A 22,960-nucleotide genomic window follows, 5' to 3' on the forward strand; every position below is an offset into this window, starting at 1 on the left:
TAGTGGGACATTTTGATTTGTGTTCTCTTGAGACATTATCATTTACGTTTAACATGAGACATTATCATTTACGTTTAACACATTGCAAGTTATTCTTACTTATGTTATATTGTAAAATTTAAGAATTTGTGATATAATATGGTATGAGGTGATAAGATGCCAAAAGACCTGATTGAAATCAAGTCAATGCTTGATGGAAGAGTTGGAGAAGAGATTGTTGTAACTGTTCAAATGGGGCGTAAGAAGAAACGAGAGCGTCGTGGAACACTTGCTGAAACTTATCGGTCAATTTTTATTGTTGACTTAGATGAGAAAGACAATGTGGATCGTGTATCATTTTCTTATCGAGACATATTAACTAATGCGGTTGAAATCGAATTTTAAACTTTCAAGTTTTAAAGAGGCTTACTTGTTATTGAGTAAGGCTCTTTCTTATTTTGTGATGCAAGCTATGGTATAATTAATTGTATATCTTATGGAGGTGTCGCTCTTGAAAATGATTGTTGGTCTCGGTAACCCAGGTGAACGTTATGCCAATACGCGACATAACGCTGGCTTTGAAGCAATCGATCGTTTAGTAGATAAAGAAGGCTTAAACTTTACTGATCAAAAATTTGATGCAGATTTTACCATTTGGCGGAATCAATCAGATAAGATTTTATTAGTTAAACCCTTTACCTATATGAATAATTCGGGACAAGCTGTTTTACCCTTAATGTCTTATTATGGTATTGCGGTAGAGGATTTAATAGTAGTCTATGACGATTTAGATCTCGAACCAGGTCGTATTCGCCTTCGTGAAAAAGGTTCTGCCGGTGGGCATAATGGCATGAAATCGATTATTCATATGCTTGGAACGAATGACTTTAAGCGTATAAGAGTTGGGATTGGCCGTCCACAAGCAGGTTGGAAGGTCATTGATCATGTTTTAGCTCCTTTTGATAAGGACAGCTTACCACTTGTTACTCAAGCAATTGATCATGCAGCGAATGCTTTAACAGACTGGGTTGGTGGAAAACCTTACAGTGAAGTAATGAATTTTTATAATAGAAAATAATCATGGAGTAAGGATATCCCTGCTTCATGTTTTTGTGTTGGATGTATAAGGAGAGATTTGATGTTAGATAAGTTGCAAACGGCAGCCTTTGATCAAAGTATAAATACTATAAATAAAGCAAATAATTCTAATCTTCCTCATTTAGTGACGGGTCTAGATGGTAGTGGGAAAGCAATATATATCGCTAAACTATATCAAGAGGCTCCGAGTCAAATGATTATACTGGAAAGCAATCCGAATCACTTAATCCAAATGTTTGAAGATCTTTCCAGCTTGCTACCTAATGTCGCTATATATTCTTTTCCTGCGGAAGAGAGTTTGGCGCTAGAATATTCTACAGCTTCTCTAGAAGGTCGGGCGCAAAGAGTAGAATGTTTACAAGCCTTATTGAGTAAAGAGCCTGTTATTGCTTTAACCAATGTGTCTGGTATTCGTAAGCGACTTTCGCCAGTTGAAGATTGGTTAGCCAACCAATTGGAATTGACGATTGGTTATGAGATTGAAAGAGAAGACTTAGAAAATATTTTATTTGAACTAGGTTATCAAAAAGTAGCAATGGTTATGACCCCCGGGGAGTTCTCTGTAAGGGGGAGTATCATTGACTTTTATCCTCTAACCGCTCCCTCTCCTATTCGCTTAGATTTCTTTGATGTGGAACTCGATTCTATCCGTTACTTTGATGCAGAAAGCCAAGTTTCAAAGAAAAACCTTCAAACGATAAAGATTGAACCTGCTACTGATGTGCTATTTACTAAAAAACAACAAGAAAGTATTAAAGAGCAATTGGATGAAGCAATTAAGAAGGCGAGTAAAAAAATCAAAGATGAAGAGATGAAACAAAAGCTAAAGCAATTTATGGGTGAGCAGCTTGAAGGTTTAAACCATAATCAAACACTTGATAAGAGCCAAGCTTTTTTATCTTTTTACGATCCTAAGGGGCATTCCCTTTTGGATTATATGCATGTTTCAGGGCGTTTAGTAGTCAATGAGTTCTCAAAAATTCATCAAGAAGAAATCCAATTAATTGAGCATGATCAATTTTGGTTGGAACAGGAGACCTTAAAGGGTCATCTATTTCCCAATCAACCATTAAAGTTATCAGCATTCGATCAAATTAATCAAAGTAAGCATGCAGTCATCTTCTTTGATTTGATTCAAAAGAGTATGGGCAAGCAGGCATTAGCTAGTATTCATCATTTTTCTTACCGGACAATGAATGCCTTTTATCATCAGATGCCATTAATAAAAGCAGAGATAGATCATTGGTTGAATCAAAATCAAAATATTCAAATTATTGTTGAATCAAAAAAGCGGGCCGAAAAGGTGCGGCAACTATTTGCTGAATATCAAATTGATCCGATACATATCCAAGAACAAGATGATTTTCTGCCAGGCCAGGTAAACCTGCTCATTGGAAACCTAAGCCATGGCTTCGAGTTACCAAATGATAAATGGGTTTTACTGACTGAAAAAGAATTGTTTAATCGTATGAAGAAGAAAGTGATTAAACAACAAAAACTTTCTAATGCTGAGCGAATAAAATCTTATAATGAACTGGAAACTGGCGATTACGTGGTCCATATTAATCATGGGATTGGCCGCTATACTGGAATGGAAACCATGGAAATTGCTGGTTCCCATCGTGATTTACTAGTTATTGAATACCAAAATAACGCCAAAGTGATGGTGCCCATTGACCAATTGCATCTTATTCAAAAATATGTTGCCTCTGGTGAAGCTAAAACACCTAAAATTCATCGTTTAGGTGGTACAGAATGGACGAAAACTAAGCAAAAAGTTTCAAGTAAAATTGAAGATATTGCGGATGAGTTGATTGAACTCTATGCTAAACGTGAAAAAGACAAGGGCTTTGCCTTTAGTGAAGATAGTCCTGAACAGCAAGAGTTCGAAAATGCTTTTCCTTATGTAGAAACGCCTGACCAGCTACAATCAGCTTCAGAAATAAAGAAAGATATGGAAAAAGAAAGACCGATGGATCGTTTATTAATTGGGGATGTTGGTTATGGAAAAACTGAGGTAGCCATGCGAGCCATTTTTAAGGCGGTGATGGATGGTAAGCAAGTAGCCTTCTTGGTGCCAACAACTATATTGGCTCAACAACATTACAATTCATTGATTGAACGATTCGCTGATTATCCATTCAATATCAGGATGCTTAGTCGTTTTGTGACCAAGACTAATCAAAAAGAGACAATCAAAGACTTAAAGGTAGGCGCTTGTCAAATTGTAGTGGGAACTCACCGGATTTTATCGAAAGATATTGAATTTTTAGATTTAGGCTTATTAGTCGTCGATGAGGAACAGCGTTTTGGTGTGAAACATAAAGAGCGATTGAAGCAATTAAGATCGCAAGTGGATGTTTTAACATTAACAGCTACTCCAATACCTCGAACTCTTCATATGTCGATGATTGGAGTGAGAGATTTATCTGTGATTGAAACACCGCCGAGTAATCGTTATCCTGTCCAGACCTATGTAATGGAACGGAATGAAGGGGCCATTAAATCTGCCTTGGAACGTGAGATTGCTCGCGGAGGACAGGCCTTTTATCTTTATAATCGTGTAGCTACTATCTATCATCGTGCAGAAGAACTCGCTCAATTAGTTCCTGAGGCACGTGTTGCGGTTGCTCACGGTCAAATGAGTGAAATTGAATTAGAAAATGTTCTATATGACTTTGTTCAAGGAGACTATGACTTATTAGTGACGACTACTATTATTGAAACGGGAGTCGATATTCCTAATGCCAACACTTTATTTATTGACCATGCAGATAAAATGGGCTTATCCACTCTTTACCAATTAAGAGGAAGAGTGGGGCGAACCAATCGACTCGCTTATGCTTATTTAATGTATGATCCTATGAAGCAATTAAGTGAGGTCAGTGAAAAACGACTGAATGCCATTCGTGAATTCACCGAATTGGGATCTGGTTTTAAAATTGCTATGCGCGACCTTTCAATTCGTGGAGCAGGCAATCTTTTAGGGGCACAACAATCTGGCTTTATCGATTCCATCGGGTTTGATTTATATTCTCAATTATTGAAAGAAGCGGTCGACAAAAAGCAAGGTAAAGAAAACCAGCAGGCAGTATTCAATCAAAGTGATACTGAAATTGACTTAGCCATTGATGCCTATCTACCTGCTAGTTATATTGAAGATGAACGCCAAAAAATTGCAGCTTATAAAGCTATCCAACGAATTGATTCCTTTGATTCTTATCGCGAGGTTCAAGATCAATTAATTGATCGCTACGGTGAATACCCTGACCAAGTAGCTGACTTATTAGATATCGCTTTACTCCGGTATTTAGCTAGTCAAACGGGCATGCTTACTATTAAAAGGCAGCACCAATATGTCGTTTTGACTTTCAGCGAAGAAGCCACACAATTTTTCTATGGCCCTAATATTTATCAAGCCCTGCAGGATGTTCAAGCGAGAGAAACAGTCACTAAACCTAAAGATCGAATGCTGGTTAAATTGACCATTCAAGGAAAAGAGAGTTATGAAATTTTAAGTCTCTTAAAGAAATTATTAGAGCAAGCCTATCAAATTAAGCAAAATTATCAACAGCGTCAAAAAGATTTAAATCATGCACTAAAGTAAAAAGGAGTATTAAAGTATGCGTTTAGATAAATTTTTAAAAATATCGCGAATTATTAAGAGAAGAACCGTAGCTAAAGAAGTAGCAGACCAAGGAAGAGTTCAGATTAATAGTCAAGTTGCTAAATCAAGTTCGACTGTCAAAGTAGATGATGAAATAACCATTACTTTTGGTAACCGTGTAATGACAATAAAGGTAAAAGAATTACAAGAGTCAACTAAAAAAGAAGACGCAGCGAAGATGTATGAATTAATTAGTGAAGAATTCACTAAAATTAATTAAAAACCAAATATTATAGGGTGCATTCTTATTAAATTACTGCTATACTCAAAAATGAGAGAGTGGTGAAAAAATTGAATGAAAAAAATAATCAGTCAGCCAATCGTAAAATCATCCCCTTTGATCAAAGCGCAGGTCATATAAGCCCTTCAAAAAGCAAACAGGAGTCTTTATTAAAGTATATAGCGTTTTCAGTAGGGGTCTTTTTGACTTGTTTATCGCTTTTCTCGCTTCTTCAAGCGCTTCATAAGCAAAGTGAAGTCAACAGTCAATTGGTTCAAGCGGAAGAGAGATTGAATAAGGTTAAAGCGGAAAACAAGCAGGCAGAAAAAGAGTATATTTTATCAAAAGACAAAGATTATATTGCCAAATTGGCCCGCAAAGATTACTTTTTTTCAAAAGATAACGAAATAATCTTCGATCTAAACGAAGAGTCAAGTGAACAGTAAAAAAATTAAAGTATTAATAGGAGGAAAAAGAATTATATGGCGGTAGAAGTAGGACAAAAAGTTACAGGTAAGGTTACAGGAATCAAAAATTTTGGAGCCTTTGTTGCCTTAGATAATAATCAATCAGGATTAGTCCATATAAGTGAAATCTCAGATGGGTTTGTTAATGACATCAACGAAGTATTATCATTGGGAGATGAAGTCACCGTGAAGGTGGTTTCGGTAGCTGATGATGGAAAGATCGGCTTATCAATACGCCAAGCAGTTGATAAACCAGCCAACTCTTATCAAGATAAAAAGAATAATGATGGGTCTACTGCCAAGTATCGTAAACCAAAAGAAGCTACTCGTCGCAATTTCCATCAAGAATATCCAAAAGTTCCGCAAGGCAAGGGTAACTCTTATCCTAACCAAAATGTTTCTGGTAAATATGCTCAAAAAAACAATGATGATTTCGATCAATTAATGAGTAATTTCTTGAAAGATAGTGAAGATCGTTTAATTTCACTGAAACGTAATACTGAAGGAAAACGAGGCGGACGTGGTGGACGCCGTAGTTAATTGATAAAATATTGCCGACTGCAATAGACTTTAGCCAGTCTATTTGCAGTCTTTATTTTGAACGAGGCAGAGGTGGTAAGCTATGGAAGCAACCTTTCGACAATTTAAGAATAAAGTAGAATCTTGGCCCGGTTGGGAAGAATGCAAAACGATTGTTTTAGCTATTTCTGGAGGCGTTGATTCGATGGTTCTCCTCCATTTAATGATAGAGTTGGTTCAATTAAATGAATATAGGGATCGGCAATTAGTAGTGGCTCATTTTAACCATCGACTAAGATCCCCCGAAACTCATGATAAAGAACAGACCCTAGTTGTAAACACGGCTAAGAGTCATCAATTGGTTTACTTTGTATCTAAGTGGGAGAGTCCAAGCAAGTCAAATATTGAAGCAAATGCTAGACAAGCACGTTATCAATTTCTAGCTGATGTTTTAGATGCTAGTAAAGGGGACTGTTTAATGACCGCCCATCATCTAGACGATGCTGTTGAAACTATGTTTATGCGAATGATTCGAGGGACTTCGTTAAAAGGATTGACGGGAATACGTGATAATTATCAAAGAGTCATGAAAGCTAGTAATAATGAAATTACTGTGACAGCCTTGATGCGTCCTTTAATTAATTTTAGAAAAGCAGAGCTCTATCAATATGCTGAGAACCACCAGATTGTTTACTATGAAGATGAAAGCAATCATGAAACAGAATATTTAAGAAATCGTATTCGCAAGCAGTACTTACCTAAAATTGAACTTGAAAATCCGCAATTTTATCATAATTTATTTGCGATGCAACAACAGCTGACCTCTTCCTACCAAGCACATTATGAGACTTATATGTGTCAAGAACCATTATTATTAGCTAAACTTGAAGACAAGCGTTGGGCCTTTGATGTTAAAAAATGGCGTGAATTGTCTGATGATTTTAGAGAAGTCTTTTTGACCATTTTTTTCGAAGAGCGCTTTATAGAAGTGGCTGGTCAATATGATAAAGAGGCTATCAGTCACTTGCTGGATCAAATTTTAAATACTGAAACACCAAATTACCGCTTTAATTTAGCTCCAGGATGGGTGTCGCGTCGAGAATATGATTACATCTTTATCGAGCCGGAAGAAAGAAAAGCACCAGCTCTTTCTGATTATCGAGTGGACTTATCTACCAATAATAAGTGGTTTAGCCTAGGGAATGGGCTATGGATTGGTCTTTTCAACCGCTCTTTTGTTAATAATCAAATGCGTAAGGCAGTAGATGATTTCTTGGCACTTGACCTATCAGAAGAAGAGAATCCCCCCGCCTTTCATATTCGTCATCGTCAAGACGGGGATTTGATTGAGTTGAAGTCAAGCAAAGGAGCTTATCACAAGAAAATTTCTAGAATCTTAATTGATGAAAAAATCCCTTCATCCGTAAGAGATAAAATTTGGTTAATTGTTAATGACACTAACGAAGTGATTTGGATGATTGGTCATCAGAGTTCCTCTAAGTACCAACCACAAAAACCAGAAAATATTACACATTACCTTTTGATTCAAAAGATGTACTAAAAAGGTGCAAGAAAATAAAGAGTTATGTTAAAATACATTAATACACTTTGAGAAAGAAAAGGAGTCAATATGTTAGAACAAGATGTTTTAAAAGTACTTGTAACAGAAGAAGAATTACGAGCTACTGTCCAACGACTAGGTAAAGAAATTACAGCGAATTACCAAGGGAAAGAAGTGCTGGTAGTAGGTATCTTACGTGGAGCCGCTCTTTTTATGGCAGATTTAATCCGTCAGATGGATTGCTATGTAGAAATTGACTTTATGGATGTTTCAAGTTATGGATCAGCTACAGAGTCTTCTGGTGAAGTCAAAATAATAAAAGACTTGAATAGCAGTGTAGAAGGCAAGGACATCTTAATAGTCGAAGATATTATTGATACTGGAAGAACTTTAAAGTATATCATGGATCTACTAAACTTTCGTAAAGCCAATTCTATCAAAATATGCAGTCTACTAGATAAGGCAGAGCGTCGTATAGAAGCAGATGTCAAAGTAGATTATGTCGGAGTTGAAGTTCCTAATGAGTTTGTAGTAGGATATGGACTAGATTATGATCAAAAATATCGTAATCTACCTTATATTGGGGTCTTAAAAGCTGAAATCTATTCTTAAAATAGTCAGTGAGACTAATTATTTTTATCAAAAGATTAAGTATATTTTTAATCAATAATCGAAGTTAAGGAGAAAGAAACGAATGCAAAAACCTAATCCAAATCGAAATCCCTTTCGAAATCCCTTTCGAAACCCCCTCGTTTCTATTTTAATCGGTTTGGCTATTTTAGGCGGCTTTAGTTTAATGACAGATGGTGGATCGTTTTTAAATTCTACTAAAAAGATCACGATATCTGAATTTGTTCAACAACTTGAAGCCGATAAAATTGCTGAATTTGAGATGCAACCGGGAGCAGGAGTTTATCATGTGAAAGGTAAGTATCAACCGATAGAAGCTGAAAACAAAACGAGTGATAAAGCGGTTGAAGTCATCAAAGGTGATAGTAAAACTCAATTGTTTGAGACAGATATCTTACCAAATGATTCGACCATTAGCCAAGTGACTGAATTAGCCAAAGAGAAAAATGTAAAATTTAAATCAATGCCGGAGTCTTCAGCAGGTATTTGGTTAAATTTTTTACCTATCCTACTATTACTGATTCCTAGCTTTTTCTTGATGTATACCATGATGCAAGCTAGTGGTGGTGGCGGAAAGGGTGTCATGAACTTTGGTAAGTCTAAGTCTAAAGATGTCTCAAAACAAAAAGTCAAAGTTAGATTCTCTGACGTTGCCGGTGCCGATGAAGAAAAACAAGAGCTAGTTGAAATTGTTGAGTTTTTAAAAGAGCCTAAGAAGTTTACAGCTCTAGGTGCAAGAATACCAGCTGGAGTGCTTTTAGAAGGACCTCCAGGTACAGGTAAAACCTTACTTGCAAAAGCCGTTGCTGGTGAAGCAGGTGTGCCTTTCTTCTCAATCTCAGGTTCTGAGTTCGTCGAAATGTTTGTTGGGGTGGGAGCTTCACGTGTCCGTGATTTATTTGAAAATGCAAAAAAAGAAGCACCAGCTATTATTTTTATTGACGAGATCGATGCTGTAGGCCGACAAAGAGGAGCAGGTATGGGTGGGGGCCACGATGAACGTGAGCAAACACTTAACCAACTGCTTGTTGAAATGGACGGCTTTGAAGGAAATGAAGGTGTCATTGTTATGGCTGCGACTAACCGTTCAGATGTCTTGGACCCGGCTCTTTTACGTCCTGGGCGCTTTGACCGTCAAATACTAGTAGGCAATCCAGATGTTAAAGGCAGAGAAGCCGTGTTGAAAGTTCACTCTCGTAATAAAAAGTTAGCTTCTGATATTGACTTAAAAGTGATTGCTCAACAAACACCCGGTTTTTCAGGAGCCGATTTAGAAAATCTTTTAAACGAAGCAGCTTTAATTGCAGCCCGCTTTGACCGTAAAGAAATTACAGCGCCTGATTTAGACGAAGCACATGATCGTGTGATTGCAGGACCTGCTAAAAAAGATGCTGTCGTTTCGGAGCGTCAAAGAAAAACGGTTGCTTACCACGAAGCAGGACATACTGTAATTGGTATGGTTTTAAGTGAAGCCCGTACAGTCCATAAGGTGACTATCGTTCCACGTGGTCGTGCAGGTGGCTATGCTATTATGCTTCCTAAAGAAGATCAATACATTGTTACCTATAAAGAATTATTTGAGCAAGTTGTAGGTCTTTTAGGAGGTCGTGCGGCGGAAGAAATTGTCTTTAACCATCAGTCAACAGGAGCCAGTGATGACTTCCGTCAAGCGACAGCTATAGTACGTAGTATGGTGACTCGTTACGGGATGTCTGAAACAATTGGAACCGTTCAATATGAGAGTGATAGCCAACCATTTGCAGGACGTCGCTATGGTACAGAAGACCATACCTCTTATTCTGAGCAAGTGGCTTATGAAATCGATAAGGAAATTCACCGTATTATGAAGGAAGCTTTAATGGAAGCTTATCGTATTATTAATGAGCACCGAGAACAGTTAAATCTGATCGCAGAAAAGCTCTTAGAAGTTGAAACCTTAGATGCTCGCCAAATTAAAGCTCTTTTTGAAACAGGTGAAATGCCTAAATTAGATGAAACGGAAGCAGCAGAAGTTGTGGAAGATCCGTCTGACTTTGAAGAGTCTAAACAAAAATCTTTGGAAGATGACCCTAAAGAAAATTCTAACGAAGATTTGGATTCAAAGGACGAAGTCAAATAGTTAAGTTAAAAGACAGGCCCTCGCCTGTCTTTTATCATCGAATGAAATAGAAAGAAGGAAAAAAATGAAAGGGCAGTTAATCAAAGCATTAGCTTTTGATGATCAAATACGCGTATTTGTAGTAGATGCGACGGACTTAGTTAAGCGAGCACAAGAAAAACATCAAACGTGGCATACGGCTACAGCTGCATTGGGGCGAAGCTTGGTTGCTACAGCTCTCTTGTCAGCCAATCTAAAAGGGGATGACCACCTGCTTGTTCAGATTAAAGGTAATGGTCCTTTAGGATTAATCTCTTGTGATGGCGATACCCAAGGTCGAATTAGAGGGTATGTATCAAATCCGAACGTGGCTTTAGAGTTAAATAGTAAAGGCAAGTTGGATGTAGCGAGAGCGGTTGGGCTTCCTGGTAGTTTGAAGGTCAGTAAATACCTTGCGGATTCAGAAGCTTTTACTGGCCAAGTTGAGCTTATTTCAGGTGAACTGGGCGAAGATTTTACTTACTATATGGCAGTATCGGAACAAACTCCCTCTTCTATTGGCTTGAGTGTGCTTGTCAATCCAGATGAATCAGTTCAATCAGCTGGGGGCTTTATGATTCAAGTTTTACCTGGGACATCTGACGAAGTGATTGATCAACTGGAAACAAGGATTAAGTCGCTTGGTTCGCTGTCAGAGTTAATCGACGGATCAGAAGTGATTACAGATCTTTTGGATTCATTAGTTGGATTGAATAATAGCCGAGTTATTTCGCAGCAACCAGTTGAATTTTATTGTCCATGTAGTAAAGAGCGCTTTCGTAAGTCACTTGCAGTTTTGGATTCTAATATGTTACAGCAAATGATTGACGAGGATAAGGGAGCAGAGGTTATTTGCCAATATTGTAGTGCGACTTATCAATTTAGTGAAGAAGAATTAAAAGCGATCTTAGCTAATCAATAAGATCGCTCTATTATCACCATGACAAACTGAACGACTTCATGTAAAATGAAAGGGACAGTATAAAGAAATAGTGGGAGGAAAGCCAATGTCTGATGTAAAAGATAATCCAGAATTTGAAGAATTAAATGACCAGTTAGTAGTCAGAAGACAAAAGATGCAAGAAATGTCTGAAGCAGGAGTCAATCCTTTTGCTGCAGGATTTGAACGCAGTGACTATTCAAAGGCTTTAATTGAAAAGTATGATCACTTATCCAAAGAAGACTTGCAAGAAAAAGAAGCGATTGAAGTTTCTATTGCTGGCCGTATCGTTTCTAAGCGCGGAAAAGGAAAAGCAGGTTTTGCTCACCTGTTAGACATGAAAGGCAAGCTGCAGATTTATGTTCGCCAGGATCAAGTGGGTGAAGCTGCCTTTACTTGGTGGAACGCTGCCGATTTAGGAGATATTGTGGGGGTTCGCGGCAACTTGTTTAAGACAAAAACAGGGGAACTTTCAGTTAAAGCAAAGGAATTTATTCCTTTAACAAAAGCTTTAAGACCACTACCTGATAAATTCCATGGTTTGACAAACGTTGAACAGAAATATCGCCAACGTTATTTAGACCTAATTGCCAACGAAGAAAGTTTTGATCGCTTTGTCAACCGTTCAAAGATTATTCGCGAAGTGAGACATTATTTAGACGATTTAGATTATCTAGAGGTTGAAACTCCTGTCTTACATAATCTAGCAGGTGGAGCGTCAGCTAGACCTTTCATTACACATCATAATGCATTAGACATGGAACTATACTTACGGATTGCTTTAGAATTACATTTGAAGCGTTTAGTAATAGGCGGTATGGAAAAAGTATACGAAATCAGTCGTGTCTTCCGTAATGAAGGAATTGATACTACCCATAACCCTGAATTCACTATGATTGAAGTGTATACAGCTTATACAGTTTATACGGATATTATGGACTTAACAGAAGGGTTGATTCGCCATGTTGCCAAGAAAGTCTTAGGGACTGCTATGATTGATTATGATGGTAAAAAGGTAGATTTGGAAACGCCGTGGGCACGTCGCCATATGGTTGATTTAATTAAAGAAGAAACCGGTGTCGATTTCTGGCAAGAGATGACTCTAGAAGAAGCTAAAGCTTTAGCTAAAGAACATCAAGTCCCAGTTGAAGACCACGATTTGTCAGTAGGACATATTATTAATAACTTCTTTGAAGAAAAGGTAGAAGATACATTAGTTCAGCCTACTTTTGTTTATGGACATCCGGTTGAAATTTCACCATTGGCTCGAAAAAACGAAGAGGATCCACGTTTTACCGACCGCTTTGAATTGTTTATTGTTGGTAAAGAATATGCGAATGCCTTTACAGAGTTAACGGATCCAATTGATCAAAGAGAACGTTTTGAAGCTCAAATGGCAGAAAAAGATGCTGGAAATGACGAAGCGCATCCAGTTGACGAAGATTTCTTAGAAGCATTAGAGCACGGAATGCCTCCAACTGGTGGTTTAGGAATTGGTATTGACCGTTTAGTAATGTTATTAACGGATTCACAATCCATTCGTGATGTCCTCTTATTCCCAACATTAAGAAATAATTAAGAATTGAATTGATTAAGAAATTACCACAAACTGGATAGAGATTTGTTTGTGGTGTTTCTTTTGAAATAGTTAAAAATCTAAACCTCTCAACATTAAATAAAGGAGAATACTATGAATACAAGTAGAGCAGAAGCGTTTAGCGATGGAGTTTTAGCAATTGTTATTACTATCATGGTTTTAAAATTACAACCCCCAGCTAGTTTAGACCTAGCTGGATTGAAAGAAATATATCCGACTCTATTAGCCTATATACTAAGCTATGCATATGTGGGGATATACTGGGCCAATCATCATCATTTATTAGCCGTTTTAAAAACAGTCAATGGTAAAATTTTATGGCGTAACTTATTTTGGCTCTTTTTTATGTCTTTGATACCAACTTTCACGGAATGGATGGGCTTAAACCCTTCTGTTAAACTACCAGCCTTTTTTTATGGATTCATCTTACTAATGTGTGCTGTTTCTTATAATATTTTACAAACAGAAATTATTCGGGTGAATGGCAAGGATTCAGATTTAGCTAAAAAGATTGGTAAGGATTTCAAAGGGAAAGGTTCGATTGTTTTTTATATTCTTGCTTTGATTTTCGCTTTTTATCAGCCTCTAATTTCTTATCTAATATATGTGGCGATAGCTTTATTATGGATTATTCCAGATAAGCGACTAGAAAGCACCTTTTATAAATAGTCTTTCATTTATTTCTACGAATTTTTAAATATTGATATGGCAAATCATATTTTTTTAATTTTTGCGATTAATAGGTTATTATAGAATTAACACAATTAAGGAGGGCTAGTAATGGAATTTTTAAGAGAAGACCATGCCATTGTTTTACGTAATGAAGAAAACGAGATGATTGCCGAGATAACTTATCGAGATACTGATGATGAAAAGTTAGTGGTGGCTAACCATACCTTTACTTCAGATAGTCTTAGAGGTCAAGGAATTGCTGGTAAGCTTTTAGATGAGTTAGTAGCAGATATGCAACAGCAAGGTAAAAAAATATATCCCAGTTGTCCATATGTCATTAGAAAATTTGATGAGGAAGCAGAAAAATATAGGCATATAGATGCTCGTAAACACCCAGCTTAACAGTTGCTAATCATATAACCAAAAGTAGTTTCATCTACTTTTGGTTTTTTTAAGGTCTTTAATTAGACAATAAAGCGCTTCCGTGATAACCTTTTAATTAGTAGGTCTATTTCAAATATTTTAATAGTAAGTTGGAAAATACAGTGCTTACGACCTAAGTATTGATTTTATTTACAAAATATAGAAAGGAAGGATCAAGATGAGTTACAGTTTTATTGCAAATTTAAGAGAGTTACAAAGTCAAAAAGATTTGATGCGCCTTTCCCTTTATATGCCTACTAATCGTGGAGGTTTAAATAGGCAAGAAGACCTGATTCAATTTAAAAATCTAATTCAGCAAGTTAAATCTAAGCTGGAAGAAGTTGATAAAGATGAAGCAAATAAGATTTTAAAAGAAATTGAAAGAATTCGAAACGATAAAAATTTTTGGGATCAAACTAAAGAAGGTCTAGCCCTTTTTATCAGTCCTAAAGATGTTGAAGTTGCCTATTTACGTAATGAATTTAAACCTTCGATTCATCTAGGAAATGAATTTTATCTTTTACCTTTATTGGCTTATTATGAGAAACTTCATGAAGTAATCATTGCAGATATATCTAAAGATTCGGTGGACTTTTTTGATGCCAACCAGTTTAATGCCGAAGCCCTTACTCTAGACCCTGCGATTGAAGTGAAAGACTTTTCAGAGATTTATGATGATTTAGACGCTGACTCTCAAGTCAATGTACACTCTTATGGCGGACGTCAAGAGCCTGGTATGCATCATGGACACCGAGCTACTCCAGAAGAAAAAGATCTAGATCGCGCAAAATATTTCAATTACTTGCATAAAAAAATGCAAGAAGTAGCTAAACATTATCACCGGCCAATTTTATTAGCAGGAACAGTTGAGAACATAGGCCATTACAAAAAAGTTAATGAAAACAGCGCTATTTATTATGATTCAACAATCGACAAACCCTTCCAATCCATGGATGCTAAAGCGAAAACCAAACTTTTAAAAGAGACCCTTAGTCAAAATCAGCAAGAATTCGCAAAAGAAAAGATTGATCAAATTGAAAAAGCTCGTAATCAAGGGAAAGTCATTCATGATTTTGAAGAGATTAAAGGGCTGATCCATGAAGGGCGTATCGAAGAATGGGTGATTCAATACTTTACAGACAACTTATTAGATGGAGAGGTTTTAAATCATTGGGTGATCAAAGCCATGGATCAAGGGGTTAAAATTTCTCTCGTTTTGGAAAAAGTTGAAGGGATTAAACAACAGTTTTCTGCTCTTTTAAGGTACTAAAAAAGAGATGAATTTATCCCTTTATAGCAAAAGATTACCAAACATTTTGGGCCATGTAATAGAATGAAAGCGATGCATGATTCCATAGTTATGCATCGCTTTTTAATTGTTTAAATACATAGAGGAGTGTTTCTATTTGAATCGAAAGACATTGACGATAGCTTTTGCCTATGTGGGAGTAGTAACAGGGACGAGACTGACTTCAGGCCAAGAGCTACTGCAATGTTTTATTAGGTTTGGTTCTGTTGGCCTATTCGGCATATTCTTGGTAGGGCTCATGCATGCCTTAATGGGTGCTATTGTCCGGAGCTAGTTTGCAGCAGCAATTTAATTTAAATAGCATTTGGGGTAGCGCCTTGTATGTTCTATTAGTTTTGATTATTGCATCCTTTGAGTTTGAAAAATCCAACAAATTATTGGTTTTTTACGCCGGTCTTAATTATTTTATTATCCTAGTTTTTATCGATACTTTATTTAACTATCGGTTTGATTTTGAAAAGATTGAAGTGATGAGTCAAGAACTCAATCAGCTTTTCCCTTCGATAATTTTGTCTAGCTTAAACTATTTTTCAATGTGTTTTATAACGGGTTTTTCCATAGCAGTTGTTATCAGTGGTGATGCCCTGCGCCCTCAGTTTACTTTCGCTTGTGCGCGTCGCCTATCTAGTAAGCAACCCGACAAGTTTTATACCTACTATGTAGCAGTTACTTTAGCGGGGTTTGCTCTAAGTTTTTAGGATTTAAAGAATTAGTTGCTAGCATGCATCCTATTTTAGGCTTTATTTCTGTCAAGGATCGCTCCGCTTTCCTCTTTGACAAAAGTAAAGAATTTGAGGGCTAGACGCTAAGACATAAGCATGCCCATTTAGAAGCACCTTGTGTAACATATGTTTGACAACTCTAGAAAAGTTTTTAAAATATATGCGAAATTTAATTGACGAGGAAAAAACTACATGGTAAGATAATAAAGGTGTTTTTATTGACAGATACCTGAAACTCAGTCGTGCTGACTGCTATAGATTCACCCTGAAGCGCAGTTTTGAAAATTTCAAGCCTGCGGAAAATTTATATTTATAAATGACACACTTGGATGTGTGGACTAAGAAAATAATGGAAGGAGGACTTTTGATGCCAACAATTAATCAATTGGTTAATAAACCTCGTAAATCAAAAGTAAGTAAATCAAATTCACCCGCATTAAACGTAGGTTACAACAGCTTCAAACGTTCTAACACAAAAACAATGTCTCCGCAAAAACGTGGGGTATGTACACGTGTAGGGACTATGACTCCTAAGAAACCGAACTCTGCTTTACGTAAGTATGCCCGTGTTCGTTTATCTAACCTTATGGAAGTAACAGCTTATATTCCAGGTGAAGGCCATAACTTGCAAGAGCACAGTGTGGTACTAATCCGTGGCGGACGTGTGAAAGACTTACCAGGGGTACGTTACCATATCGTTCGTGGAGCGCTGGATACTGCCGGTGTTAATGACCGTAAGCAAAGCCGTTCTAAATACGGTACTAAGAAACCTAAATCATAATTATAACAATCACCGATTTTTCGAAAGGAGGAGTTTAAATGACTCGTAAAGGGAATATTCCTAAACGTGAAGTGTTACCAGATCCAATTTATAATTCTAAAGTAGTAACTCGCACAATCAACCGTTTAATGGTTGACGGTAAGCGAGGTAAAGCATCATCTATTTTATATAGTGCATTTGATGTAATCCGTGAACAAACAGGCCAAGATCCAATGGAGGTTTTCGAACAAGCCATTGAAAACATCATGCCATTATTAGAAGTTAAAGCTCGTCGTGTTGGGGGTTCTAACTATCAAGTACCAGTTGAAGTAAGACCTGAGCGTCGTTATACTTTAGCGATTCGTTGGTTAGTGACATATTCTCGTTTACGTGGTGAAAAAACCATGGAACAACGTCTAGCACGTGAAATTATGGATGCAGCAAACAATACAGGTGCTTCTGTACGTAAGCGTGAAGATATGCATAAAATGGCAGAAGCTAACAAAGCCTTTGCGCATTATCGCTGGTAAGATTTATAATGGTATTGTTAACTTAGTGATTCTTTGTTAACAGATAATGATTCAAAAAAGGAAAGAGGGGTAAATATACATGGGAAAAAGAGCATTTTCTCTTGAGAAAACTCGTAACATTGGAATTATGGCCCATATAGATGCTGGTAAGACAACGACTACTGAACGTATCTTGTATTATACCGGTAAGATCCATAAGATCGGTGAGACCCACGATGGTGGAGCTCAAATGGACTGGATGGAGCAAGAGCAAGAACGTGGTATTACCATTACTTCTGCTGCAACAACAGCTCAATGGAAAGAACACCGTGTAAATATCATCGATACACCAGGACACGTGGATTTTACGGTTGAGGTTGAACGTTCATTACGTGTATTGGATGGAGCGGTTGCCTTATTAGATGCTCAATCAGGTGTAGAACCTCAAACTGAAACAGTTTGGCGTCAAGCTACTACCTATGGAGTACCTCGTATTGTATTTGTTAATAAAATGGACAAAATGGGAGCTGACTTTGAATATTCACTAAGAACCCTTCATGAGCGCTTAGACGCAAATGCAGTAGCTATGCAAGTTCCAATCGGATCTGAAGATGAATTCAAAGGAATCGTCGATATTGTTCATAAAAAAGCATATATTTATAATAACGATTTGGGGACAGAAATAGAAGAAACAGATATCCCAGAAGAATATCAAGAAAAAGCTGCTGAATATTATACAACTTTAGTTGAAGCAGTAGCTGATACTGATGAAGAAATTATGATGGCTTATCTTGAAGGGGAAGAAATTCCTGAAGATGTTTTGAAAAAAGCTATCCGTAAAGCAACAGTTAATGTTGACTTATACCCAGTCTTCTGTGGTACAGCCTTCAAAAACAAAGGGGTTCAATTATTACTAGATGGTGTTATTGATTACTTACCAAGTCCACTAGATGTTCCACCAATTATTGGTTTCGAACCAGGAAGTGAAAAGGAAATTGAACACCATGCGGATGACAGTGAGTCATTTGCAGCTTTAGCCTTCAAAGTTATGACAGACCCATTCGTTGGTCGTTTAACTTTCTTCCGCGTTTACTCAGGAACATTGGCATCTGGTTCATATGTTCAAAACGCAACTAAAGATTCGCGTGAGCGTGTAGGTCGTATCTTACAAATGCACGCTAACTCTCGTGAGGAAATTGCTGAAGTATTCTCGGGAGATATTGCTGCAGCTGTTGGTCTTAAGAATACAGGAACTGGAGATACTTTATGTGACCCAGATAACTTAGTTATTCTTGAATCAATGGAATTCCCTGATCCAGTTATTGAGGTAGCGATTGAACCTGATTCAAAAGCTGACCAAGATAAGATGGGCTTAGCCTTAGCTAAGTTAGCTGAAGAAGATCCAACCTTCCGTGCTTCAACTGACCATGAGACTGGTCAGACAATTATTGCCGGAATGGGAGAATTACACTTAGATATCATCGTTGACCGCTTAAAACGTGAATTTAAAGTTTCAGCTACGGTTGGTGCACCACAAGTTTCTTACCGTGAGACCTTCCGTGCCGCGACACAAGCTGAAGGTAAATTCGTTCGTCAATCAGGTGGTAAAGGTCAGTATGGTCACGTTTGGATCGAATTTGAACCAAATGAAGAAGGCGCTGGCTTTGAGTTTGAGAATGCGATTGTTGGTGGGGTTGTTCCTCGTGAATACATTCCAGCAGTAGAAGCAGGATTGAAAGATGCGATGGAAAATGGTGTCCTAGCAGGATTCCCATTAGTAGATATCAAAGCTAAGCTTTACGATGGATCTTATCACGATGTTGACTCTTCTGAAACAGCTTATAAGGTTGCGGCTTCAATGGCACTTAAGGCTGCTGCTAAGAAAGCACAACCTTCAATCCTTGAACCAATGATGGCTGTTGAAGTAACAGTTCCTGAAGAATATTTAGGAGATGTTATGGGACACGTGAACTCTCGCCGTGGACGTATTGAAGGTACTTCAACACGTGGAAACGCACAGATTGTTAAATCATTCATTCCTTTATCAGAAATGTTTGGCTATGCAACGACTTTACGTTCTTCAACTCAAGGACGTGGTACATTTACAATGCAATTCGACCACTACGAAGATGTTCCAAAATCAATCGCTGAAGAAATCATCAAAAAATACGGTGGGTCTTCAGAAAATTAATCATAAGCAATAAAGGCTTATTAAGAAGAAAGACCAAGGTTAAGGGAAATATCCGTTGAATTCACTTCAATATCTTTGGTATAATAATTTTGATAGATTACATAATCTATAAACACTTTAAAATTAGGGGGATTTACTCAAATGGCAAAAGAAAAATACGAACGTACGAAACCGCATGTTAACATTGGTACTTTAGGACACGTTGACCACGGAAAAACAACTTTATCAGCTGCAATCGCGACTGTATTAGCTAAAAACGGATTCGGTGAAGCTAAGGACTATGCTTCAATCGATAACGCTCCAGAAGAAAAAGAACGTGGAATCACAATCAACACTTCTCATATCGAGTATGAAACTGCTAACCGTCACTATGCACATATTGACGCTCCAGGACACGCGGACTACGTTAAGAACATGATCACTGGTGCTGCTCAAATGGACGGTGCGATCTTGGTTGTATCTGCAGCTGATGGCCCAATGCCACAAACTCGTGAGCACATCTTATTATCGCGTCAAGTAGGAGTTCCTTACTTCGTAGTCTTCTTAAACAAAGTAGACATGGTTGACGATGAAGAATTATTAGAATTAGTTGAAATGGAAGTTCGTGACATGTTATCAGAATACGACTATCCAGGAGATGACATTCCAGTAATCGCAGGTTCTGCTCTTAAAGCTTTAGAAGGCGACGAAGCTTATGAAGCTAAAGTATTAGAGCTAATGGAAGAAGTAGATGCATATATTCCAGAACCAGAGCGTGACACTGACAAGCCATTCATGATGCCAGTCGAAGACGTATTCTCTATTACTGGTCGTGGTACAGTTGCTACAGGACGTGTTGAACGTGGACAAGTTCGTGTAGGTGACGAAGTTGAAATTGTAGGTATCGCTGAAGATACTATGAAGTCTACAGTAACTGGTGTAGAAATGTTCCGTAAGATGTTAGACTATGCTGAAGCAGGGGACAACATTGGTGCATTATTACGTGGAGTTACACGTGATGATATTGAGCGTGGACAGGTATTAGCAGCTCCAGGAACTATTACTCCACATACTAAGTTCGAAGCGGAAGTATATGTACTTTCTAAAGAAGAGGGTGGACGTCATACACCATTCTTTACTAACTATCGTCCTCAATTCTACTTCCGTACAACTGACGTAACAGGTGTTGTAGAATTACCAGAAGGAACTGAAATGGTTATGCCTGGTGACAACGTATCTATGACAGTAGAATTAATTCACCCAATCGCTATCGAAGACGGAACTCGTTTCTCAATTCGTGAAGGTGGACGTACTGTAGGTGCAGGTACTGTTACTAAAATTAATGCTTAATTAAATATTAAGAACAAAAGCCAAGTATTTCACTTGGCTTTTTTATTTTAGATTAATGTTTGTTGTATCAAGCTTAATCATGCTATACTAAAAGTAAATAAAATTTAGAAAGGGGAATGACGATGGATTTTAACAGTGTTGTTAGCTCTATTCCTGGAATAATAGGCTCATTACTTTTATTAATAGCAGCATTGATTTTGGCGCATTTTGCGAGAAAATATGCGATTAAGGCTATGGAGAGTATCGACTTTGACTTGAAATTACAAAAATGGGGGTTAGCTAGAACCGATGAGGAATCTAATGCCTTCTTAGAAACAATAGGCACTTTATTATATTTTATTATTGTACTTTTCTTTGTACCTTTCATTTTAAATGGATTAGGATTGGCAGGGGTTGTTGATCCAATATCTAATATGTTTGCGAAGTTTTTTGCTTACATTCCAAACATTATTGCAGCCGTTTTAATTATATTCATTGGCAACTTATTCTGTAAGTTTGTTAAACAGTTAACGCAAAACTTACTAGAAGGTTTCAATTTAGATAAGTGGTATAGTAAGATGACGGGGCAGGAAGAAAAAGAAAGAGTCAATGATACACATCTAGCTGAAGTGTTTTCGACCGTTGTTTATGTCTTAATATTTATTCCGATTTTAACAGTGGCCCTTGAAACACTAGGTATTCAGACTATTTCAGCACCGATTGTCGGTGTATTAAACTCTGTAATGTCAGCAATTCCTAATATAATTGTGGCAGTTATTCTTGTTTTTGTCGGTGGCTTCATTGCAAAATTGTTAGGTGATTTATTAGAAAGTCTATTAAAGACATCTGGTATCGACCAATATTCAAAATATTTAAATTTTAAAGGTGAAAGCCATATCCAAATTTCAAGCGTGATTGCTCAAGTGGCTAAATCACTATTACTTATTTTCTTTATTGTCGAAGCTATTTCAGTTCTTAACTTAGAAGTATTAAATGCGATAGGCACTTCTATTATTGCCTACATCCCTGATGTAATAGCTGCAGCGTTAATCTTAGCGGTAGGAGTAATTGGTGGTAATATTCTTGCAAGCTTTTTGAAAGAAGTTTCTGGTAGTAAAGTATTTGGAGAATTTGTTCGTTATGCTATTATTGTATTGGCGATTTTCATGACATTGAACCAATTAAAGTTTGCTCCAACAATTGTTAACGCGGCCTTTATTATTATTCTTAGTGCGGTAGCTGTTGCCTTCGCTCTTGCAGTTGGAATAGGTGGTAAGGATTTTGCTGCACGTCAACTAGAAAATATTGAAAAAAGCATTGAACACGAAGAAAAAGAAGAAGAACAGCAAAGATTCTAAAACTAATCAAAACAAAAAGCTCGCTATTCTTAATTGAATGAGCGAGCTTTTTTGTGATTGTAATTACGATTTATTGAATCAGTCGATTATAGTGACCAATGATTTGTTCAGATAACTCTTCAATCGATTGATTCTCTACATTAATCACGGTGGCACCTAGTTGATGATATAAATCATCTGCGAACATCAATTCTTGCTTTACTCTCTCAAGTGAAGAGTAAGTAGCTTTTTCACCTAACCCCATCATTTCGACTCGTTTTTTACGAATGTTTTGGATATATAGAGGAGAGGCAATCAAACCATATATTCTTCGTGAATCAGCCTGATAGATTTCATCAGGAATGTGAACTTCTGGAAAAATTGGTAAGTTGGCTACCTTATATGATTTATTAGCTAGGTACATACTTAAAGGTGTTTTGGAAGAGCGTGAAACTCCTAGCAATACAATGTCAGCTAATTCGAATCCTTTACGATTTTTACCATCATCGTACTTCACTGCAAATTCAATGGCTTGAATACGATCGAAGTAGTGATCATCGAGTCGATGTAGGGTTCCTGATTTTTCAGTAGCTGTCATATTTGTTTTTTGTGAAATAAGGTCTAGAATGGGGTGGATTACATTATGATAATCTAATCCGTTTTTCTTTGAGAACTCACTGGCGTAATTTTCTAGACCTTCATCAACTAAAGTAGTGATTAAAATCGCATTCACTTTAGCAGCCTCTTCAAGTATGGGTTTTAATTCATCCCGGGTGTTAATAAATGGAAATCTTTTTAAACTGATGTTGGTTAACTTTGGGAATTGGGCTAAAGCGGCGTTGGTAGCGCGTAGGGCTGTTTCACCGACAGAGTCGGAAATGACATAGAATTTGTAAGAATTGGTTACTGACATA

Annotated in this window: 21 protein-coding genes; 20 read left to right on the plus strand and 1 reads right to left on the minus strand. The window is 37.2% G+C overall.

Annotated elements, in window-relative coordinates; all coding sequences use genetic code 11:
* The first annotated feature begins 156 nt into the window (after positions 1 to 156).
* The 20 genes from ACQV2G_RS03175 (at position 157) to ACQV2G_RS03270 (ending at position 22,067) form a co-directional block, all read left to right on the plus strand.
* Positions 157 to 384 (plus strand): Veg family protein, encoded by a 228-nt coding sequence (locus ACQV2G_RS03175; protein ID WP_428876123.1) that lies wholly within the window; start codon positions 157 to 159, stop codon positions 382 to 384.
* 106 nt (positions 385 to 490) lie between these two features.
* The gene (gene pth / locus ACQV2G_RS03180) at positions 491 to 1,057 is read left to right on the plus strand and encodes an aminoacyl-tRNA hydrolase (RefSeq protein ID WP_428873208.1); all 567 of its coding nucleotides are present in this window, start codon (positions 491 to 493) and stop codon (positions 1,055 to 1,057) included.
* Between the two features lie 60 nt (positions 1,058 to 1,117).
* Positions 1,118 to 4,684 carry a transcription-repair coupling factor gene (gene mfd, locus ACQV2G_RS03185; RefSeq protein ID WP_428875355.1) on the plus strand — a complete coding sequence of 1,189 codons (3,567 nt, stop codon included), beginning with the start codon at positions 1,118 to 1,120 and terminating at the stop codon, positions 4,682 to 4,684.
* Between the two features lie 16 nt (positions 4,685 to 4,700).
* Positions 4,701 to 4,964, plus strand: coding sequence for an RNA-binding S4 domain-containing protein (locus ACQV2G_RS03190; protein ID WP_428873211.1), 264 nt, complete (start codon positions 4,701 to 4,703; stop codon positions 4,962 to 4,964).
* A gap of 62 nt (positions 4,965 to 5,026) precedes the next feature.
* A complete protein-coding gene (locus ACQV2G_RS03195) occupies positions 5,027 to 5,410 on the plus strand; it encodes an FtsB family cell division protein (protein WP_428873212.1) in 384 nt (127 codons plus the stop codon).
* A gap of 36 nt (positions 5,411 to 5,446) precedes the next feature.
* Positions 5,447 to 5,971: a S1 domain-containing RNA-binding protein gene (locus ACQV2G_RS03200; RefSeq protein WP_428876124.1), complete on the plus strand. Its 525-nt coding sequence runs from the start codon at positions 5,447 to 5,449 to the stop codon at positions 5,969 to 5,971.
* Between the two features lie 82 nt (positions 5,972 to 6,053).
* Positions 6,054 to 7,511 carry a tRNA lysidine(34) synthetase TilS gene (gene tilS / locus ACQV2G_RS03205; RefSeq protein WP_428873214.1) on the plus strand — a complete coding sequence of 486 codons (1,458 nt, stop codon included), beginning with the start codon at positions 6,054 to 6,056 and terminating at the stop codon, positions 7,509 to 7,511.
* 69 nt (positions 7,512 to 7,580) lie between these two features.
* Entirely contained in the window at positions 7,581 to 8,123 is a 543-nt protein-coding gene (gene hpt / locus ACQV2G_RS03210; RefSeq protein WP_428873216.1) for a hypoxanthine phosphoribosyltransferase, read from the plus strand.
* Between the two features lie 82 nt (positions 8,124 to 8,205).
* The gene (gene ftsH, locus ACQV2G_RS03215; RefSeq protein ID WP_428876125.1) at positions 8,206 to 10,260 is read left to right on the plus strand and encodes an ATP-dependent zinc metalloprotease FtsH; all 2,055 of its coding nucleotides are present in this window, start codon (positions 8,206 to 8,208) and stop codon (positions 10,258 to 10,260) included.
* Between the two features lie 64 nt (positions 10,261 to 10,324).
* The gene (gene hslO, locus ACQV2G_RS03220; RefSeq protein WP_428876126.1) at positions 10,325 to 11,200 is read left to right on the plus strand and encodes an Hsp33 family molecular chaperone HslO; all 876 of its coding nucleotides are present in this window, start codon (positions 10,325 to 10,327) and stop codon (positions 11,198 to 11,200) included.
* An 85-nt stretch (positions 11,201 to 11,285) separates the two neighbouring features.
* Positions 11,286 to 12,797 (plus strand): lysine--tRNA ligase, encoded by a 1,512-nt coding sequence (gene lysS, locus ACQV2G_RS03225; protein WP_428873220.1) that lies wholly within the window; start codon positions 11,286 to 11,288, stop codon positions 12,795 to 12,797.
* Positions 12,798 to 12,908: 111 nt separating this feature from the next.
* Positions 12,909 to 13,484 (plus strand): TMEM175 family protein, encoded by a 576-nt coding sequence (locus ACQV2G_RS03230; RefSeq protein WP_428873222.1) that lies wholly within the window; start codon positions 12,909 to 12,911, stop codon positions 13,482 to 13,484.
* 111 nt (positions 13,485 to 13,595) lie between these two features.
* On the plus strand, positions 13,596 to 13,889 hold the full coding sequence (locus tag ACQV2G_RS03235) for a GNAT family N-acetyltransferase (protein ID WP_428873224.1): 294 nt from the start codon (positions 13,596 to 13,598) through the stop codon (positions 13,887 to 13,889).
* Positions 13,890 to 14,088: 199 nt separating this feature from the next.
* Positions 14,089 to 15,180, plus strand: a complete 1,092-nt coding sequence (locus ACQV2G_RS03240) for a hypothetical protein (RefSeq protein WP_428876127.1) — start codon at positions 14,089 to 14,091, stop codon at positions 15,178 to 15,180.
* Positions 15,181 to 15,536: 356 nt separating this feature from the next.
* Positions 15,537 to 15,917, plus strand: a complete 381-nt coding sequence (locus ACQV2G_RS03245; protein WP_428876128.1) for a hypothetical protein — start codon at positions 15,537 to 15,539, stop codon at positions 15,915 to 15,917.
* A gap of 391 nt (positions 15,918 to 16,308) precedes the next feature.
* A complete protein-coding gene (gene rpsL / locus ACQV2G_RS03250; RefSeq protein WP_258436774.1) occupies positions 16,309 to 16,722 on the plus strand; it encodes a 30S ribosomal protein S12 in 414 nt (137 codons plus the stop codon).
* 38 nt (positions 16,723 to 16,760) lie between these two features.
* Entirely contained in the window at positions 16,761 to 17,231 is a 471-nt protein-coding gene (gene rpsG / locus ACQV2G_RS03255) for a 30S ribosomal protein S7 (protein WP_090289529.1), read from the plus strand.
* Between the two features lie 79 nt (positions 17,232 to 17,310).
* On the plus strand, positions 17,311 to 19,401 hold the full coding sequence (gene fusA / locus ACQV2G_RS03260) for an elongation factor G (protein WP_428873229.1): 2,091 nt from the start codon (positions 17,311 to 17,313) through the stop codon (positions 19,399 to 19,401).
* A gap of 141 nt (positions 19,402 to 19,542) precedes the next feature.
* Positions 19,543 to 20,730 carry an elongation factor Tu gene (tuf, locus tag ACQV2G_RS03265; RefSeq protein ID WP_428873231.1) on the plus strand — a complete coding sequence of 396 codons (1,188 nt, stop codon included), beginning with the start codon at positions 19,543 to 19,545 and terminating at the stop codon, positions 20,728 to 20,730.
* Between the two features lie 122 nt (positions 20,731 to 20,852).
* Positions 20,853 to 22,067, plus strand: coding sequence for a mechanosensitive ion channel (locus ACQV2G_RS03270; protein ID WP_428875349.1), 1,215 nt, complete (start codon positions 20,853 to 20,855; stop codon positions 22,065 to 22,067).
* A gap of 70 nt (positions 22,068 to 22,137) precedes the next feature.
* Here the strand turns inward: ACQV2G_RS03270 and ACQV2G_RS03275 are convergent, their stop codons facing one another.
* Complete coding sequence (locus ACQV2G_RS03275; protein ID WP_428875347.1) at positions 22,138 to 22,959, minus strand: pyruvate, water dikinase regulatory protein; 822 nt, start codon at positions 22,957 to 22,959, stop codon at positions 22,138 to 22,140.
* Position 22,960: the final 1 nt, after the last annotated feature.

This window comes from Facklamia sp. P12955 (genome assembly GCF_050409565.1).
Lineage (GTDB): Bacteria > Bacillota > Bacilli > Lactobacillales > Aerococcaceae > Facklamia.